Below are 17013 nucleotides of genomic sequence, written 5' to 3'. Positions count from 1 at the left end.
GTTGTCGGGATTTAGTCGCCCGTTCCTGTCAGCACGCGGTCGAAAATCGCCGCGACGCGGGATTTATGCGTTTCCATCTGCGACTTCAGCGCGTCAATTCCGACAGAATTGCAGGCATTTACAAGGAAATTGCGTCCACCTTCGCCAATTTCGTCTTCATCCAGTGCGCCCGGAGTCAGCAGACGTTCCGCCATGCGCAGATCCCAGTTGAGGCTGCGGGCCTTGATAAGATCGTCAACTTCGCCGTCCTGCAACAGAAGCTGCCCCGCGCGGATCTGACTTTCGGTGTCACGCGCATCGGATTGCCCGACAAGCGCCAGAAGCTGCGCCAGCAGTTCAATATCCTGCAAAGCCCCCGGCCCGCGTTTCAGGTTCCAGCCGCGCCCGGGCGGGAAGGCATCGGCCAGACGCCGGCGCATGTCGGCCACATCCTGAAGGATCTGCAAATCTGTCGTGTGATTTCTGATCAGATCACGGCGGAAGCCTTCCAGACGTGCCCCCAGTTCCTCATTGCCGGCAATCACACGGGCCCGGGTCAGGGCCATATGTTCCCATGTCCAGGCCTCATCCCGCTGATAGCTTTCAAAGGCGTCAATCGAGGTTGCCACAGGGCCGGAACGCCCGGAAGGACGCAGGCGCATATCGACCTCATACAGGCGCCCTTCCGCCATGGGCGCGGTCAGGGCTGTGATGAAGGCCTGGGTCAGGCGGGCATAATATGGGCGGGTTGCAAGGGCGCGTTTGCCCTGGGCATTGCCCGTGCTTTCCTCAACGCCTTTCGCATCGTAAATCACCAGCAAATCCAGATCAGACCGGGCATTCAACGCCTGTGCGCCAAGCGATCCCATCGCCATAACAGTGGCGCCGCCGCCCTGCGCCGTGCCGGGAGGCATACCATGTTTGTGTGTGAATTCGGCCACCACCAGCGGCCAGAGCGCCCGCACAAGGGCTTCGGCCAGGTCGGCGTATTCGCGCCCGGCTTCTGACGCCGTGATCAGCCCGCGCAGATGATGCACGCCGATGCGGAAATGCCATTCCTGCATCAGACGACGGGCCAGATCAAGCTGTGCCTCGTAATCATCCTGTTCCGCAAGCGCAGCTGACAGGTCAGCGAACAGAACCTCTGCACCGGGCCAGGATTTAAAGAAGGATCCGCCAATCACCGCGTCCAGCACTTTGGCGTTTTTTGACAGATACTGGGCCAGTGCGGGCGCGGTTGCACAGATATCAACCAGCAGATCGATCAGCTGCGGATTGGCTTCGAACAGTGAAAACAGCTGAACCCCTGCGGGCAGGCCCGCAAGGAAACCGTCAAACTGTGCCAGAGCCTCGGCGGGATCGGCGGCCTTTTGCATCCGTGACAGAATTTCCGGGCGCACGCGGGCAAATATTTCCTGCGCGCGGGAGGTGCGCAGCGCGGGGTAACCCGGCCATCGGGACAGTATTTCTTCTTCCGTTTCTGACAGTTCCGGCCCGCTGTTCGCCTTAACACCATCCGGAGCAAAGAAGCTTTCGGTTAGGTCATGTACCTCTTGCAGTTCCGCCGTCAGCCGAGACTTAAAGGCCTCAACATCGCTTTCGCCCATGAAACAGGCCAGGCGCTGAAACCCTTCATCCGACGTGGGCAGGCTGTGGGTCTGGGCGTCATTGATCATTTGCAGGCGATGTTCAACTTCGCGGAAATCCCGGTAACGGGTGATCAGAAGTTCGGCGGCTTCCGCAGGCACCCAACCCTTTTCCACCAGCGCCCGCAGCCCGGGCACGGTTTCGCGCGACCGCAGATCGGGATCCCGCCCACCGGCGATGATCTGGCGGGTCTGGGTGAAAAATTCGATCTCGCGAATGCCGCCACGCCCCAGCTTCATATTATGCCCCGGCAGCGAAAACGCCCCGCCCAGACCTTTGTGATCGCGAATGCGCAGGCGCATGTCATGGGCGTCCTGGATCGCGGCGAAATCCAGGTGTTTGCGCCAGATAAATGGCGTCAGACGCTTCAGGTACCGCGCGCCGGCCTCAAGATCACCGGCACAGGGATGGGCTTTGATATGGGCGGCGCGTTCCCAGGTGCGGCCTTCGCTTTCGTAATAGCGTTCGGCCGCTTCCATCGACAGGCAGACCGGGGTGACAGAGGGATCAGGGCGCAGGCGCAGATCGGTACGGAACACATAGCCTTCCCCTGTCAGGTCATTCAGGGTTGCCGCCATTTTGCGGGTCGCGCGGATCAGGGATGCCCGGGCGTCATGGTAATCTTCGGGTGTGTAGCGTTCTTCATCAAAAACGCAGATCAGATCGATGTCAGAGGAATAGTTCAGCTCCCCGGCGCCCATCTTGCCCATGGCCAGCGCAACCATGCCGCAGCCGGTTGCAAGGTCGTCATCGGACATGCCCGGCAGTTTTTTCCGGCGGATTTCATGGGCCAATGCGGCTTTCATCGCAAGATCGGTCGCGAGATATGAAAATTCTGTTAAGGCGCCTGTGACTTCTTCCAGGGAATAGACACCGCCCAGATCTGCCAATGCGGTCAAAAGCGCAACCCGTCGCTTTCCCCGGCGCAACTCATCCGCCATCTGATCCCAGGGGATCTCACGCAGGCGGGTGTATTCAGCCTGCAAGGCGGCATCCGGATCCCCTGCCAGTACATCAGTCAGCCAGTCTTTTTCCCTTTGCATCAACCCCATAAGATAGGGCGAACAGCCCCCGGTTCCTGCAAGCAACGGGTGCAGCACGGCGTCGGTGTCAGGAAATAGCGCCAGCGCCTCGCCCCCGCGGTCAGTGTCAAAGGGAATCGGGTGGCGGGTCAGTCGGGATACAAAACTCATGCCTGAAAATGGGCGCGAAGCGGATGGATCGTCAAGCCGTCTTGCCATTTCTGCGGCAATCGGTTTCCCTGCCCGCAACTGAGGGAGAGCAGATATGAGCAAAAGCTTAAAACGCGTGCGCGCCGCACTGGAAGATGCCGGTGTTGTGGTTGAGATTGTCGAGATGTCCGAAGGCACACGCACGGCGGCAGAAGCAGCGGCGGCGGCAGGCTGTGAAATAGACCAGATCGCGAAGTCCATCATTTTTGCGGGCGCAGAAAGCGGCGGGCTGTTTCTGTTTATCACCGCTGGCGGCAATCAGGTGGATCCGGTAAAGGCATCCGCCCTTGCCGGTGAAGAACTGGTGCGCGCAGACGCGGGTGAAGTGCGCAAGATGACGGGCTTTGCCATTGGTGGTGTGTCCCCTGTTGGTCATCTGACTGCCCCCACCACATTTTTCGACAAACGCCTGTCTGATTTTGATGTTGTCTGGGCCGCCGCAGGCACGCCACGCCATATTTTCGCAATCAGACCTGCGGTACTATCAGAAATCACAAAAACAGAACAGTCTGATTTCACGTCATAAATCAGAAAATGTAAAACCCTTTTACATTTTTCCTTGAAATCTGACGCCGTCGTGCCAATCTTGAAGATGTAAACATGATTTACATTCAACAGAACGCCACAACGGAGATGAAATATGCACACTGCAACCGCCACCCCTTCCGAGAGCTCCGGCAACTGGTTCTCCCGTGCGGAAGGTTGGCTTGATGACCGGGGCAAAGGGGCCTGGATCGCAGCAATGGTCCTTGGTTTTATCTTTGTCTGGCCCGTCGGCCTTGCCCTTCTTGCTTATATGATCTGGAGTAAACGCATGTTTTCAGGCAGTTGTGCCTCTTCCCGCCGCCCTCATAAACGCCGACACGGTTTCCACAGTTCCGGCAATACCGCCTTTGACACTTACAAGGCTGATACCATTGCCCGCCTGGAAGACGAACAACGCGCGTTTGAAGATTTCATGATCCGCCTGCGCGAAGCCCGCGATAAAACGGAATTTGATGACTTCCTGGATGATCGTGCCCGTCGTGCCAAAGAAGAAGCAGACCTGGAAAAAGACGAACCAATCGAAGCCTGATCTGCCTAAAATCCAGATGAAACCCGCAGCCTTGCGGGTTTTTTCGTGTCCGGGTGATTTGTATAAAACACGGATCAAACTGAGGCCTCTTAACCCTGCCGTGGCAAAATGCTTGGCGTTTCAATGGGCTCTTGTTAAGCTCTGTTCAATTGCTACATAGAAGATAACCACCGGCTATCCTGTGTGCTCAGTCATTCGGTTAACGAACCATCCGGGGAGATACCTGTAGAGATGCGCCATTCCCTGCCAATCGCGCCACAGTTTTACGTCACTGCACCACAGCCCTGTCCATATCTGGATGGGCGGGTGGAACGTAAATTGTTCACAGCCCTGCAGGGTGAAAGTGCGATGCAGCTGAATGACACGCTGTCACGGCAGGGGTTCCGTCGGTCGCAGAACGTGCTGTACCGGCCGTCCTGTGCGGAATGTAGTGCCTGTATGTCCGCGCGCATCCGGGTGGATGATTTCAAACCCACCCGCAGCCAGAAACGCGTGATGAAACGTAATGCCGATCTGACACGCCGCGCGACTGCGCCCTGGGCCACGGAAGAACAGTTTGATCTGTTCCGCCTCTATCTGGAAACCCGGCACGCCGACGGCGGCATGGCGGATATGGATATTTTTGAATTCGCCGCGATGATTGAAGAAACCCCAATCCGGTCACGCGTCATTGAATATACCACGCCGGATCCTGAGGGCACCGAAGACCTGCTGAAGGCAGTCTGTCTGACAGATGTGCTGGAGGATGGGCTGTCGATGGTCTATTCTTTCTTTGACCCGGACCGTGAAAAATTCAGCCCCGGCACCTGGCTGATCCTCGATCACATCGAAATCGCCCGCAACGCCGGCCTGCCCTATGTCTATCTGGGCTATTGGGTGCCGGGCAGCCCGAAGATGGATTACAAAGCGAAGTTTCCGGCACTTGAGGTGTACCGCAATGGCACCTGGGAACCTCTGGACGATCCCGCTGCATTTACCGAAGAGTTCGAACACCACCCGCTGGCCAGCGATCCGATTGCCGAACAGGTGGCGAAACTGACCCTGCCCGATGTGATGAGCGGCTGACTTCACAGCCTTTCCGGCAAGCCCCCAAAAGAAAAGGCCGCCCCGAAGGGCGGCCTTTTTATTTTCAACGGTATCTGACCCGATCAGTGCCCAATCAGGTTGGGCACGATGGTGACCACGCTTGGGAACTGCCAGAGCAGCCAGAGACCAAGAACCTGGATCAACACAAAAGGAATGATCCCACGGTAGATATGGCCTGTGGTGACTTCCTTCGGGGCCACGCCACGCAGATAGAACAGCGCAAAGCCAAAGGGCGGCGTCAGGAAGCTTGTCTGCAGATTCACAGCGATCATGATGGTCACCCATTTCGGATCCATCGTGCCGCCGTAGATCACAGGGCCGACAATCGGGATCACGATGTAAATGATCTCAAGGAAATCAAGCACAAAGCCCAGAACAAACAACACCAGCATCACGATCAGGAAGACGGTGAATTCATCGTCAAAGCTCTTCAGGAATTGCTGAATGTAATGTTCGCCACCAAAGGAGATCACTACAAGGTTCAGAAGCTGCGAACCGATCAGAATGGTGAACACCATACTAGTCACTTTCGCAGTTTCCCGCACCACAGGCGACAGAACCGCCCCGCGCCACAGAACCCAGCACGCCCAGAGAAGACCAACGATCACAGTGATCCAGGCCGCCATCGCAACAGCGTAAGCGATCATATCTTCAAGCGGTACCTCGGCCCGGCCCATGCGCAGATCAAAGTTCACGCCCACAAGGATCATGACCACGATTGCGAATGCGGTAACCAGAACACCACGGCCCGTGCCGCCCTGATCCTGCAGCTTGCGGAAGGCCGCGAGCATGATCGCGCCCCCTGCCCCAAGTGCTGCCGCAGGCGTCGGGTTGGTAATGCCACCAAGGATGGACCCCAGAACCGCCACGATCAGAACCAGCGGTGGGAAAACCACCCGGATCAGATCATTACGGCCCAGCATAATCGCCGCTTCACGCGCACCATAGATCGCCAGAACACCCGGGATCACCAGCCAGAGGAAGGTAACACCAGGGGAAGTCACGGGCGTGATGAACAGTGCGTCCACCGCCAGCATCCCCAACAGGCCAATCGCACCGATGATCAGTGGCTTACGATCGCCATGCAGTTCAACACCGCGGGCAAACGCCAGAACCAGACCAAAGAGCACAACAAACGCCATAATGCCGGATCCGATCGGTGCGGCTGCAGCGATCTTGGCAAGACGGGTTTCTTCGATCTGCTCAGGGGTCAGCGCCACAGATTGCTGTGTGCCACCGGCCTCATCAATCGCTGTCTGTTCAGCAAGGGCGATATCCCAGGCTTCCTGGCCGTGCAGACCGATCATAGACACCTGACATTGTTCACCGACATTTGTCCGCAGAGACGCGCTTGCGCCAACGTCAGAATAGCTGTCGACGATGATCGCCTGGGAGCCAGACACGTTGAATGTGCTTGCTGCAATCGCAAAGCCGATGATGCCCAGCGGAACCGCAAGGAACCAGGTCAGGCTATGCGCGCGTGTTGTTGCGCCACCACCGGATCCGGCAATATGCACAGCAGGCGCGTGATGTGGGCGGAACATGGCATAGCCAAAGGCATACAGCGCATAAAGCAGTGCCAGCAGGATCCCGGGCAGAAGTGCTGCCTGGAACAATGTGCCCACGGAAACAACCGCAGCCTCGCCCAGATAGGTCAATGCATCAGAACAACCGGCCTCCTGTGCACGGGCTTCCTGCGCGGCAGAGTAAAGATCGCCCGCAAGCGTGCCCAGCAGAACAATCACGATAGACGGCGGGATGATCTGGCCAAGTGTACCGGATGCCGCGATCACGCCGGTCGCCAGTTCCGGGCTGTAGTTATTGCGCAGCATGGTCGGCAGGGACAGAAGGCCCATGGTCACAACCGTTGCACCCACAATCCCGGTCGACGCCGCAAGGAACGCACCCACAACAACCACAGATACCGCAAGACCACCTGGCAGCGGGCCAAAGACCTTTGCCATGGTTGTCAGCAGATCATTCGCGATCTTGGAACGTTCCAGAGTGATGCCCATCAGAACAAACATCAGAACCGCCAGCAGGGTTTCAATCGACTGACCGGCCAGAACACGTTCGTTCATCCGGTTGACGATAAAGGAAATATTGCGATCAAGCGCCGTTTCCCAGCCGCGTGTAAACACAGGTTCTGCGATCGTAGGCAGATCAGGATACCTGAACAGGCTGATCGTATCCGGGTGAAGCCCCGAATTTGTCAGCTGTTTATAGGCTTCGGAACTGGTGTCCACCGCCGCGTGTACAAGCAGGCCGGAACTGTCCAGGCTCGCAATAATTGCAAAAGAAATAACCCCGGCCCCGCCAATTGCGAAGGCCACCGGAAAGCCGGAAAGAATCCCGGCAAACAGGCTGAGGAAAACGATAATCAGGCCGACTTCTACGCCATCAAGTCCAAAAAACATGTCTCTTCATCCTGCCTTAATGGGTGCCTTCGTAGGCTTCTTCGCCCTCACCGAGGGTGTCTCTGTCAAGGTATTTACCTTCACTTTCAGGCCCTTCACGGAACTCAAGATAAGAGCGCCAGAAGAAAGACCAGCCGTGGATAAACACGAGACCTGCAAACGCGACCAGCAGGATCTTGAAGAGGAAATACATGTCAAAGCCCGAGGGGCTGAAACCGATGGTTTCCACGTTCCAGCGAATGGCGCGGGCTTTGTTCAGCAGTTTATCAAGACTGTCAGAGGCCGATGGTTTCGGAACCACCAGATGGCGCCACATGAAATACCAGCCATACATCCAGGTCAGGACTGCGGCAGGCAGCATGAAGATCAGCGCGCCGAACATGTCGATCACACGTTTGGTGCGGAATTTCACGCCGGAATAGACCAGATCGACGCGCACATGGCTGCCCTGCACAAAGGTGTAGGTCGCACAAAGCGTGACGATAATGGCATTTTCGAACTTCAACATCTCAGCCCACCAGCTGACATCTTTGTTCATACCTTCGCCAAAGAAATAAGGGATTGTGGAAGCGGTAAAGATCCGCTGCATAAACACAATCATGATCTGTTGCAGCACCATGATCAGACCAGCCCAGGCCGCAATACGGCCCAGACCGTTTGCCAGACCTTCGGTCACACGTACCATGCGCCACATAAAGGGGTTGCGGAAAATGCCAACGATTGTCAGCACCAGGAAAAGCGCAAAGATGACGAAGAAAAATTCAACCGAGCCGCCATAATAGATAAAGCGCATCAAGGATTGCTTGATTTCCAGATCGTCCATTTTTCCGTTGGTATATGGCACCCAGGACAGCCAGCCGCCCGGATGTGTCAGCGCATAGCCAAGATTATAAAATGCCATGGCCAGGTTGGTAAAAAACCAGGTAATGCCGTCGAGCATCCCGTCCCCCGCAGTCTGTGCACGGTTGTCCCGCGCGTCTTGCTGTCCTGTATCCTCAGGTTCAGCATTGTAAAACTCCGGGCCCGTTAAACAGGCCCGGAGCAAATTAAGCAGCCGATATGGGCTTAGCCCATGATGCGGTCACGCTGCGCGCGATATGCACCTTCGGATTTTGTCAGCCAGCCAGAAGATGCGGACATGGAAGATTCAACAGATGCGCGCACTTTTGCGAACAGCTCATCATCCATGTACTGGTCCAGAACTTCACCGGTTGCAGTCGCCATGGAATCCCAGACTGCGTCAGGGAATTCGAGGGTCTTCACGCCGCCAGCCTGCAGACGCACAAGGGCTTCACCGTTGTTCGCGAGGAACTGTGCAAGATTCCACTGGTTGGCTTCTGCGGATGCAATTTCGATGATTTTCTGGTGCGCTGGGGACAGCTCATCAAAAACGTCACGGTTGGTTGCAAGGGACAGACCTGCGCCTGGCTCGTGGAAACCAGCAGTGTAGTAAGTCTTGGTGATTTCCTGGAAACCGGCTTTTTCGTCCGCCCATGGGCCGATCCACTCGGTGCCGTCAATCGCGCCGGATGCCAGCGCCTGGTACACTTCGGAACCCGGAAGGTTCTGAACAGATGCGCCCAGCTTGGACAGCGCCTGGCCACCCAGACCTGGCATACGGAATTTCAGCCCCTGGAAGTCTTCAGCAGTCTGGATTTCTTTGTTGAACCAGCCACCAGCCTGTGCGCCGGTGTTACCTGCGAGGAAGGATTTCAGGCCAAAGATTTCGCCCAGCTCGTCGTGCAGTTCCATGCCGCCGGCGTGGTAGTACCAGTTGGACAGTTCCTGCGCGGTCATGCCGAAAGGCACCGCAGTGAAGTATGCGTATGCAGGGTGCTGACCTACAAAGTAGTAATCAGCCGCGTGGTACATGTCAGCCTGACCAGAGGTCACAGCGTCAAACACTTCCAGCGCGCCAACAAGTTCGCCAGCCGCTTTGATTTCAACAGTCAGGCTGCCGTCGGACATTGCGTTGATAGAGTTGGCAGCGCGCTCAGCCGCGTCAAAAACGCCAGCGAGGCCACGGCCCCATGCAGTAACCATGGTCAGTGTGCGGTTGCCGGTCGCATAAGCAGGTGCGGCCAGTGTAGAAGCAGCAGCAGCAGCGGTGCCACCAAGTGCAGATGTTCTCAGAAATGAACGACGATCCATTAACGTCTCTCCCGTTGAATTGCGCCCGCAACATTCGCCGTGCGGAACTTTAAGGTGCCGTGACCCTACGACGACTTCGCCTTCCGGAAAAGCCTATATTTCGGGCAAAACGCCACGTTCCCGTTGTTTCGCGACAGGGCTTTGCATATTTTGGTAAGAAAATATAACCAAAACTGACAGATGGGAATTTCTTCTTTTCTTGAGGAAAACAGCGAAAACCCGCCTTCAATGCACCTTTCCTGTTCATACGGGCCGTTTCATCCGTAAATAATTGCGCAAACGGAAAACTGCGATTCTCGCGCTTTGAAGAACGAAATACACACCCATGACGTCCCCTCCTGATTTATCCGGATTTGGCACAGCCACCATTCTGCATCTGCTTACCGGTGGGTTTCGGAATGAGGTCTGGAAGGTGGAAATTGACGGCAAACTCTATGTTGCTAAGTCAACCCGACGCTCCGAGGCGCAGGTCAACTGGATGACCGGATTGATGTCGCTGGCGGCTCGGGCCGGTTTTCGTACCCCACAACTGCACAGGTCAGCGAATGGCACGTATATAAGCGGCGGGTTCACGCTGGAAAGCTATTTGTCCGGCCATCTCTGCGCAGAGGGAAACATGCCCGACATTTCCCGCGCTTTGACTGCATTTCATCAGGCGAGCCGCGCACTTCCCCAACGTCCGGGATTTGCCAGTTGTGCCGACCTTCTGACAAAGGACGTGGGCGGTGATGTGGATATGCGCGCCCTGCCCGATGACCTACGCCAAAAGATCCGGCGCGCCTTTGCTGCTATTGCGGATCAGCCTGTGGTGCCTGTGCACGGGGATCTGGGGGAAATCAATGTGCTGATTGCAGATGGATTACCCCCTGCCCTGATTGACTGGGACGAAAGCCGGGTGGATTGCGCCTTTTTTGATCTGCAACGCCTGCCGGGCGTGACGCTAAGTGCTGCGGAAGAGAAAGCCTCTCTGGCGTTTGAAATTGCGACCTGCTGGCAAAGCGAAGCAGAGTACAGTCAGAATCTGGCACGAAAGCTGACCTGAATTTGCGAAAATTCGCCGTAAATTCCAAAATTCGCAACTTTCGGAAAGATTTCTTTCGTCCAGAGACACTTTATTACGCATTTTGCCTGTTGACCCCGTTTTCACCGCGCCATAAAGTCCCGCAAGGTAATGAAACCCGATGGGAAGAAAACTGATGCTCGCTCTAGTGGTCATTGTTGGGAATTGGCGCATGGTCCGGTAACGGAAACCAGATTTAAAACCATGCGCCCCGGACCTGAAAAGCCCGGGGTTTTTTATTACGCTTAAGCGGGCGGACCGGAGGGTCCGCAGGAATGGAGAAGAAGATGAGTGGTTCTGACACCGGCCAGATGACCGGCGCAAAGATGATCGTAGAGGCCCTGAAGGAACAGGGCGTGGACACCGTATTTGGTTACCCGGGCGGTGCTGTCCTGCCGATCTATGACGAAATTTTCCTGCAAAATGACATCCGCCACATTCTGGTGCGCCACGAACAGGGCGCTGTGCATGCGGCAGAAGGCTATGCCCGGTCCACCGGCAAGCCTGGTGTTGTCCTTGTAACCTCTGGCCCTGGCGCGACAAACGCTGTGACCGGCCTGACAGACGCGCTTCTCGACTCCATTCCGCTTGTCGTCCTGTCCGGCCAGGTCCCGACCTTTATGATCGGCACCGATGGCTTCCAGGAAGCAGACACTGTTGGCATCACCCGCCCCTGCACCAAGCACAACTGGCTGGTGAAAGACACGGAAAAGCTGGCGGAAACCATTCACCAGGCGTTTCATGTTGCCACATCCGGCCGTCCGGGCCCGACACTGGTTGATATTCCGAAGGATGTGCAGTTTGCCTCTGGCACCTATGTTGCGAAGCCAAAAGCGAACACCGCGCATTATAATCCCCAGGTAAAAGCAGACGCCGAGGCACTGACCCAGCTGGCGGAACTGATGGAAAAAGCCGAACGTCCGCTGTTTTACACCGGTGGCGGCGTGATCAATTCCGGCCCAGGCGCAAGCCAGTTGCTGCGTGAACTGGTGGATGCAACAAGTTTCCCGATCACATCGACGCTGATGGGTCTGGGGTCCTACCCTGCGTCCGGCAAAAACTGGCTGGGGATGCTGGGGATGCATGGTCTGTACGAAGCCAATATGGCGATGCATGACTGTGACCTGATGATCACCATCGGCGCGCGTTTTGATGACCGGATCACTGGCCGCCTGGACGCGTTCAGCCCCGGTTCCACAAAAGTTCAGATCGATATTGATCCGTCTTCAATCAACAAGGTTGTGCATGTTGATCTGCCGATCCTTGGCGATGTTGGCCACGCGATGGAAACGCTGCTGAAAATCTGGAAAGCCCGTGGTCGCAAAACTAATGAAGCCGCGGTTGCCCAGTGGAACCTTCAGATTGCAGACTGGAAGGCTAAGAAATGCCTGACATACACCCCGTCTGAAACCGTGATCAAACCACAATATGCGCTGGAACGGCTTGAGGCCCTGACAAAGGGCCACGATCGTTACGTCTGTACCGAAGTTGGCCAGCACCAGATGTGGGCCGCGCAGTTCCTGAACTTTGAAGGACCAAACCGCTGGATGACCTCTGGTGGTCTGGGCACCATGGGCTACGGCATGCCGGCATCTGTTGGTATTCAGGCCGCCCACCAGGACAGCCTTGTGATCAACGTCGCGGGCGAAGCGTCCTGGCTGATGAACATGCAGGAAATGGGCACTGCGATGCAGTATCGCTTGCCGGTGAAACAGTTCATCCTGAACAATGAACGTCTGGGCATGGTGCGTCAGTGGCAGCAGTTGTTGCACGGCGAGCGGTATTCATCCTCCTGGTCTGAAAGCCTGCCTGATTTCGTGAAACTGGCCGAAGCCTTTGGCGCGAAAGGCATTCAGGTGTCTGACCCGAAAGATCTGGATGATGCGATCATGGAAATGATCAATTATGACGGCCCGGTGATTATGGACTGTCTGGTTGAGAAACATGAAAATTGCTTCCCGATGATCCCATCAGGCGCGCCGCATAACGAAATGCTTATGGGCGATGCTGCCGCAACTGACGCAATCGGTTCTTCCGGCGCGGTTCTGGTTTAAGAAAGGCTTACAAATGTCTGCATTAAATATCAAAAAAGGCACTTCCAAGAAGTCCGCCTATGATCTGAAAGACCCAAATTCTGAGATCATCGAGACCCATACTCTGGCGGTGGTCGTGGACAACGAAGCCGGTGTTCTGGCCCGTGTGATCGGGTTGTTTTCCGGCCGTGGTTATAACATCGACAGCCTGACCGTGGCGGCGATTGATGAGGAAGGGCTTTTGTCCCGAATCACGATTGTGACCACCGGCACCCCTGCTGTGATCGAACAAATCAAAGCCCAGCTGGGCCGCATTGTGCCTGTGCATGAGGTCCACGATCTGACGGTTGAAGGTGACTCTGTTGAGCGTGAAATGGCACTGATGCGCGTCCATGGCACCGGTGATGCACGGGTGGAAGCCCTGCGTCTGGCGGATATCTTCCGTGCGCAGGTTGTCGACAGCACGCTGGAAAGCTTTGTGTTTGAGATCACCGGCACGCCGGACAAAGTCGATGCTTTCGCGGATCTTATGCGCCCGCTGGGCCTGGGCCGTATTGCGCGCACCGGCGTTGCTGCCCTGTCCCGCGGCAAGTAAAAAAGAGCGCCCCTGATGTCAGGGGCGCTTTCTTTAATGGTGTCTGCATTGCTGCAAATCACCCGGTACTCATTACTTTGTCTTCCCGACTTTGCCGGGAAGATTCTGCGTACAGCCTGTAACCCCGAACAGAAAATATTCAGGCGGCTTTCTCATCCACCCGACGTTCAACCGGCATTGACAGCACCGCATATTTGCGGCCATCGCCCGGATTCAGGTAAGGTTCACCAATGCGACCAGCATCATACCCGAGCTGACGCAAAGCCCGCATCAACGCCAGCGGCGACAGTGACATCAACTCACGCCCCCCCTGCGAACGGGCCGTTTCAGCAAGACCAGACACAATCAGGGACAGACATTCGGAACGCAAAGCATGGGTGTTCAGTTCATCGCTGATCACAAGACGGGTACATTCCCAGACGCCATCACTTTCAATTGCATCTTCAAGAACCGCAGGCGGGATGTCCACAAGCTTGCCATCGACAGCATCCTTCAGCATATAGCTGTGCTGTCCCCAGCGGGCCGTGGTTGGCATAACCCGCGCGCCCCCAACAACCTTTCCATCCATCAGAACCAGTGAATACCAGGCAACGGGCGTGTCGTACTGATCCATTTCGAACTGGTTGTCATGTGGAATATCCCAGCCCAACTGATCTACAAAGAAGTGCTTTCTCAACTTAAGGTACCCCCAGAACGCATCATTATGGTTGTGCAAAGAGGTCAGGTTAAAGGTTACATTTTTCATGTGAATTCTCCTGTTATGATGAACTGATTAAAACCAGTTGGAGGAGAATTGTTAACCAGATTTATCCATCTTGGGTTGATAGAAAAATCTAATTATTTTTACAGAATATTAAGGTTTTTACGATAACGCGCTGCGTTTCAGATCAATCCAAACTGAATTGCCAGTGCTGCAGCATGACTGCTTGTTTTAGCGCGCAGTTTGAATTTCGCATTTTTCAGACGTTGTTTAACAGCGCCCAGGGAAATCCCCAGATCATCGGCGATTTGCTTCATCAACAACCCGTCCTTCACCATGATCAGAACTTCCAGCTCTGCTTTGGTCAGGTTTTTGGGTGGAGAGTAGCTTTCATGCAGTTCCCCCATGATCTGATGCAAAATACGCACTTCATCATCCGAAAACTCACGATCTGACCGGCAAAAACTGCCAAAGCTGCGCTGCCCGTCTTCGCCTTCACCCTGACAGCTGATCGCAAGGCCGTAATTCAAATCGTATTTCTTTGCATCCTGCAAAATCAACCTTGGGTCGTCTACAGGTATATCGGACCAACGCACGGTACCGGAATTTGAATAGACCCAGCGGATAACCGGATCCATCATCATATAGCCCTTGCTTGTGTAACGATTAACCCATTCAGAAGGCAGAGTATTCGCCTCAGCGACGGGAAAAGCAAACCCTACTCTCATCGCCAGGTAGTACCCGGACGGCGCAAGAGTAGTGAGGAAATCCAGGTCTGCCTTATCTATCATCTAATGAAATTTCTCGCCAATCATTACCCTTTGGGAAGGTTTATCCTTCCTTCAGGACATGCCATAGATAACTGAATAGGTGTAAACACATCTTTTATGCAACCAAAATACGCAGAGCCCTGACAAATGTCCCAAGAATTAACAATTTCGCCACTCCTGCGCACACTGGACGATCTCTGCCCCGCCGGTTATGCGATTGCTCTGCACATCCGGTTTACAACGCCCATGTTCCTGTTCCAGACCTACAGCCGCGAATGGATCGACATTTATACGCGTAAAGGGCTCGTGATGCAGGATCCGACGGTGCGCTGGGGTTTTGAAAACAACGGAACAGAGACCTGGGCAAATCTTGCCGGATCTGATGAGGCCGGCGTTCTGACGGAAGCTGCAGAACATGGCCTGAAATTTGGCTTTGTCCATGCCCTGGAACTGCAGGATTCACGTTCCGTCGCAAGTTTTGCACGCGGTGATCGTGACTTCACAGCAGAAGAAGTGGCTGCAATCACCGGGATCCTTGTGCAGCTTCATGAACTGACCCGCGACACAGATGCCCTGTCGGATGCTGAAATCGCTGCGTTGAAAACCCTGTCGATTACCCTGACCCACGCAGGTAAGCCGGTCACCTGATAAAAAAAGGGGGCCACCGGCCCCCGAAGTTTTTCGCAATCAGGCTCATCTGTAGAAAGCTCTAGTTTTTCACGAAAAATCATTCGAAATAAATATAGTCATTTATTTCAACATCTTAACTTTGAAATTTCAAAATCTTACACCAGAATGTCGAAATTACCCCTTTTCGGCAGGTACAAATGAACCTGTCACGAACGACGTCGCAAGTGTCATGTCTTCTGATTTAGGTCATCGTCTACCGCCTGAGGATCAGTAAAAGACTACAAGCCTCTCTGCTATTAAATCGTTTGAATATGAATGCGCACTTTGGCCTTCAGCTTCGACAATGAAGCAGCTGTTGCACCAACTTGTTGCGCTTTCTGGAGATAAAGATGTGCCAAAGAAAAGTACTCATGACGCACCAACCAACTTGCACAAGAGCGCAGCCCGACGGGATCATTTAAGTTAAACAAAGCCACATGCAGGTTTCCAAGAGCAACGTCGTCATCAGGACGAGTTGTCAACGCGTTTAAAGCCGCGAAAAACTTTTCTCTGGCCTGACTGCCAACGGCGACTTTAGCAACACTTGCAAGTGTATCCACTACATCTTCCGGCAATTGCATTTGCGGGTAATCTGACCAGGCTGGCGGGTCTTGATACATGCGATCCAAAGATTCTCGGGAAAGTAGCTCTTCCAGATCTTCTCTGTCTCTGTCTCGCCCATTATTGCAATGCTCTTCAAACTGCTTGCCTGCCAGGAACGCCGGCCCTGTCAATTGAGAATAGAAACGTTGCGCATTAAAAAGGAATTTTGCGTTGGGTTTTCCTTCCCTCATCAGTGGTATGTCTTGATGTAATGAATCCAAGGCATAAATGGCCGATGCAGAAAAGCTCTTGTTGCTTGTGTTCTTCGAATTTTCCGAAAAAATTGACTTTACGCTGGCATCGAAGTGCGTTCCAAAAAAATGTTTCACAACGTCTTGTCCAGAGCCGCGCAGCAGATCGTAATTGTGGATATGAACATTGTTCGCTCCAAACGCAGAGACCCAACCCTGTAATCTGGAACCATATTCCGGAATAGGATTCATTACGCGAAGGCTGTCCAGATCTGCAGGTGCAGCTTTTGCCATCTCCAATATCTTTGGAATTGAAAAACCCATACGAACCAACTGCTGCACCGTGCTATGCAAATAGTCATGATGGTTTCGCACATAAGCGACCACATCTACAATTTCAAAACCAGACTGCAATTCTGTCGCCAGGGCATCAATTTCAGATTGATGAAGCAATGTCAGATCTTCTCCTGACAACAAAAGCGTCCTGCCGTCGGCTTCCGCAATCGCCTTGTCAAACATCTGCCGCCCCCAAACTGAATGTGCAATACACACATGTTTTGCTGGAGGTGGGACAAATGTCTCAGCAAAGTAATATCCCTCGTCATTCCGAAATGCCGATACCAAAGCCGCACCATGATTTTGATGCCAACTGGGATAATGGATGCCCAGTTTTTCCAATTTGTCCCGACTTTTGAATGCAATGTGTTGGATAGACGTCGTACCCGTCTTGTGCCAACCAATGTGTAAGACGCAACGTGCCAAATTTAATATCCGTTCATGCGTGAGTGTGCATTCTGATGAGCCC

The 17013-nt window shown here is 54.5% G+C and carries 14 protein-coding genes; 7 read left to right on the top strand and 7 right to left on the bottom strand.

Features of this window, described 5'->3' with window-relative positions; translation table 11 throughout:
- Positions 1-11 precede the first annotated feature (11 nt).
- Entirely contained in the window at positions 12-2819 is a 2808-nt protein-coding gene (locus tag H1D41_RS00350; protein WP_394355376.1) for a [protein-PII] uridylyltransferase family protein, read from the bottom strand.
- Between the two features lie 94 nt (positions 2820-2913).
- Between H1D41_RS00350 and H1D41_RS00345 the strand changes: the two genes are divergently transcribed.
- From H1D41_RS00345 to H1D41_RS00335, 3 genes are all read left to right on the top strand, one after another.
- Complete coding sequence (locus tag H1D41_RS00345) at positions 2914-3384, top strand: YbaK/EbsC family protein (RefSeq protein ID WP_228847046.1); 471 nt, start codon at positions 2914-2916, stop codon at positions 3382-3384.
- A gap of 114 nt (positions 3385-3498) precedes the next feature.
- Positions 3499-3933, top strand: coding sequence for a DUF2852 domain-containing protein (locus H1D41_RS00340; protein WP_228847045.1), 435 nt, complete (start codon positions 3499-3501; stop codon positions 3931-3933).
- Between the two features lie 231 nt (positions 3934-4164).
- Positions 4165-4998, top strand: a complete 834-nt coding sequence (locus H1D41_RS00335) for an arginyltransferase (protein WP_228847044.1) — start codon at positions 4165-4167, stop codon at positions 4996-4998.
- An 83-nt stretch (positions 4999-5081) separates the two neighbouring features.
- On the opposite strand, the gene H1D41_RS00330 is transcribed toward H1D41_RS00335, so the two are convergent.
- The 3 genes from H1D41_RS00330 to H1D41_RS00320 all read right to left on the bottom strand — a co-directional run bounded on the left by H1D41_RS00330 (position 5082) and on the right by H1D41_RS00320 (position 9587).
- Entirely contained in the window at positions 5082-7436 is a 2355-nt protein-coding gene (locus H1D41_RS00330) for a TRAP transporter large permease (RefSeq protein ID WP_228847043.1), read from the bottom strand.
- Between the two features lie 16 nt (positions 7437-7452).
- Positions 7453-8376, bottom strand: coding sequence for a TRAP transporter small permease subunit (locus tag H1D41_RS00325; protein WP_228847042.1), 924 nt, complete (start codon positions 8374-8376; stop codon positions 7453-7455).
- A 125-nt stretch (positions 8377-8501) separates the two neighbouring features.
- The gene (locus tag H1D41_RS00320; RefSeq protein WP_228847041.1) at positions 8502-9587 is read right to left on the bottom strand and encodes a TRAP transporter substrate-binding protein; all 1086 of its coding nucleotides are present in this window, start codon (positions 9585-9587) and stop codon (positions 8502-8504) included.
- Positions 9588-9912: 325 nt separating this feature from the next.
- On the opposite strand from H1D41_RS00320, the gene H1D41_RS00315 reads away from it, so the two are divergent.
- From H1D41_RS00315 to ilvN, 3 genes are all read left to right on the top strand, one after another.
- Entirely contained in the window at positions 9913-10629 is a 717-nt protein-coding gene (locus H1D41_RS00315) for a phosphotransferase enzyme family protein (protein WP_228847040.1), read from the top strand.
- A 305-nt stretch (positions 10630-10934) separates the two neighbouring features.
- Positions 10935-12701, top strand: a complete 1767-nt coding sequence (locus tag H1D41_RS00310) for an acetolactate synthase 3 large subunit (protein ID WP_394355369.1) — start codon at positions 10935-10937, stop codon at positions 12699-12701.
- A gap of 13 nt (positions 12702-12714) precedes the next feature.
- Entirely contained in the window at positions 12715-13275 is a 561-nt protein-coding gene (gene ilvN, locus H1D41_RS00305) for an acetolactate synthase small subunit (protein ID WP_107495826.1), read from the top strand.
- A gap of 139 nt (positions 13276-13414) precedes the next feature.
- Here ilvN and H1D41_RS00300 read toward each other — a convergent pair whose 3' ends face one another.
- Together H1D41_RS00300 and H1D41_RS00295 are read right to left on the bottom strand one after the other, a co-directional pair.
- Positions 13415-14020 (bottom strand): acyl-homoserine-lactone synthase, encoded by a 606-nt coding sequence (locus tag H1D41_RS00300; protein WP_228847038.1) that lies wholly within the window; start codon positions 14018-14020, stop codon positions 13415-13417.
- A gap of 137 nt (positions 14021-14157) precedes the next feature.
- A complete protein-coding gene (locus H1D41_RS00295; RefSeq protein WP_228847037.1) occupies positions 14158-14766 on the bottom strand; it encodes a helix-turn-helix transcriptional regulator in 609 nt (202 codons plus the stop codon).
- 126 nt (positions 14767-14892) lie between these two features.
- Here H1D41_RS00295 and H1D41_RS00290 point away from each other — a divergent pair, with 126 nt between their 5' ends.
- Entirely contained in the window at positions 14893-15393 is a 501-nt protein-coding gene (locus H1D41_RS00290; protein ID WP_228847036.1) for an autoinducer binding domain-containing protein, read from the top strand.
- Positions 15394-15671: 278 nt separating this feature from the next.
- Here the strand turns inward: H1D41_RS00290 and H1D41_RS00285 are convergent, their stop codons facing one another.
- Positions 15672-16886: a hypothetical protein gene (locus H1D41_RS00285; protein WP_228847035.1), complete on the bottom strand. Its 1215-nt coding sequence runs from the start codon at positions 16884-16886 to the stop codon at positions 15672-15674.
- Positions 16887-17013 lie beyond the last annotated feature (127 nt).

Source organism: Halocynthiibacter styelae (genome assembly GCF_016123485.1).
Lineage (GTDB): Bacteria > Pseudomonadota > Alphaproteobacteria > Rhodobacterales > Rhodobacteraceae > Halocynthiibacter > Halocynthiibacter styelae.
The sequence above is the reverse complement of the archived record's forward strand: the minus strand, read 5'-3'. Positions and strand labels throughout refer to the sequence as shown.

Excerpts from the sequence above, each read along its gene's own strand:
- H1D41_RS00350 (WP_394355376.1), bottom strand. The coding sequence starts at position 2,819 with ATGAGTTTTGTATCCCGACTGACCCGCCACCCGATTCCCTTTGACACT.
- H1D41_RS00345 (WP_228847046.1), top strand. The coding sequence starts at position 2,914 with ATGAGCAAAAGCTTAAAACGCGTGCGCGCCGCACTGGAAGATGCCGGT.
- H1D41_RS00340 (WP_228847045.1), top strand. The coding sequence starts at position 3,499 with ATGCACACTGCAACCGCCACCCCTTCCGAGAGCTCCGGCAACTGGTTC.
- H1D41_RS00335 (WP_228847044.1), top strand. The coding sequence starts at position 4,165 with ATGCGCCATTCCCTGCCAATCGCGCCACAGTTTTACGTCACTGCACCA.
- H1D41_RS00330 (WP_228847043.1), bottom strand. The coding sequence starts at position 7,436 with ATGTTTTTTGGACTTGATGGCGTAGAAGTCGGCCTGATTATCGTTTTC.
- H1D41_RS00325 (WP_228847042.1), bottom strand. The coding sequence starts at position 8,376 with ATGCTCGACGGCATTACCTGGTTTTTTACCAACCTGGCCATGGCATTT.
- H1D41_RS00320 (WP_228847041.1), bottom strand. The coding sequence starts at position 9,587 with ATGGATCGTCGTTCATTTCTGAGAACATCTGCACTTGGTGGCACCGCT.
- H1D41_RS00315 (WP_228847040.1), top strand. The coding sequence starts at position 9,913 with ATGACGTCCCCTCCTGATTTATCCGGATTTGGCACAGCCACCATTCTG.
- H1D41_RS00310 (WP_394355369.1), top strand. The coding sequence starts at position 10,935 with ATGAGTGGTTCTGACACCGGCCAGATGACCGGCGCAAAGATGATCGTA.
- ilvN (WP_107495826.1), top strand. The coding sequence starts at position 12,715 with ATGTCTGCATTAAATATCAAAAAAGGCACTTCCAAGAAGTCCGCCTAT.
- H1D41_RS00300 (WP_228847038.1), bottom strand. The coding sequence starts at position 14,020 with ATGAAAAATGTAACCTTTAACCTGACCTCTTTGCACAACCATAATGAT.
- H1D41_RS00295 (WP_228847037.1), bottom strand. The coding sequence starts at position 14,766 with ATGATAGATAAGGCAGACCTGGATTTCCTCACTACTCTTGCGCCGTCC.
- H1D41_RS00290 (WP_228847036.1), top strand. The coding sequence starts at position 14,893 with ATGTCCCAAGAATTAACAATTTCGCCACTCCTGCGCACACTGGACGAT.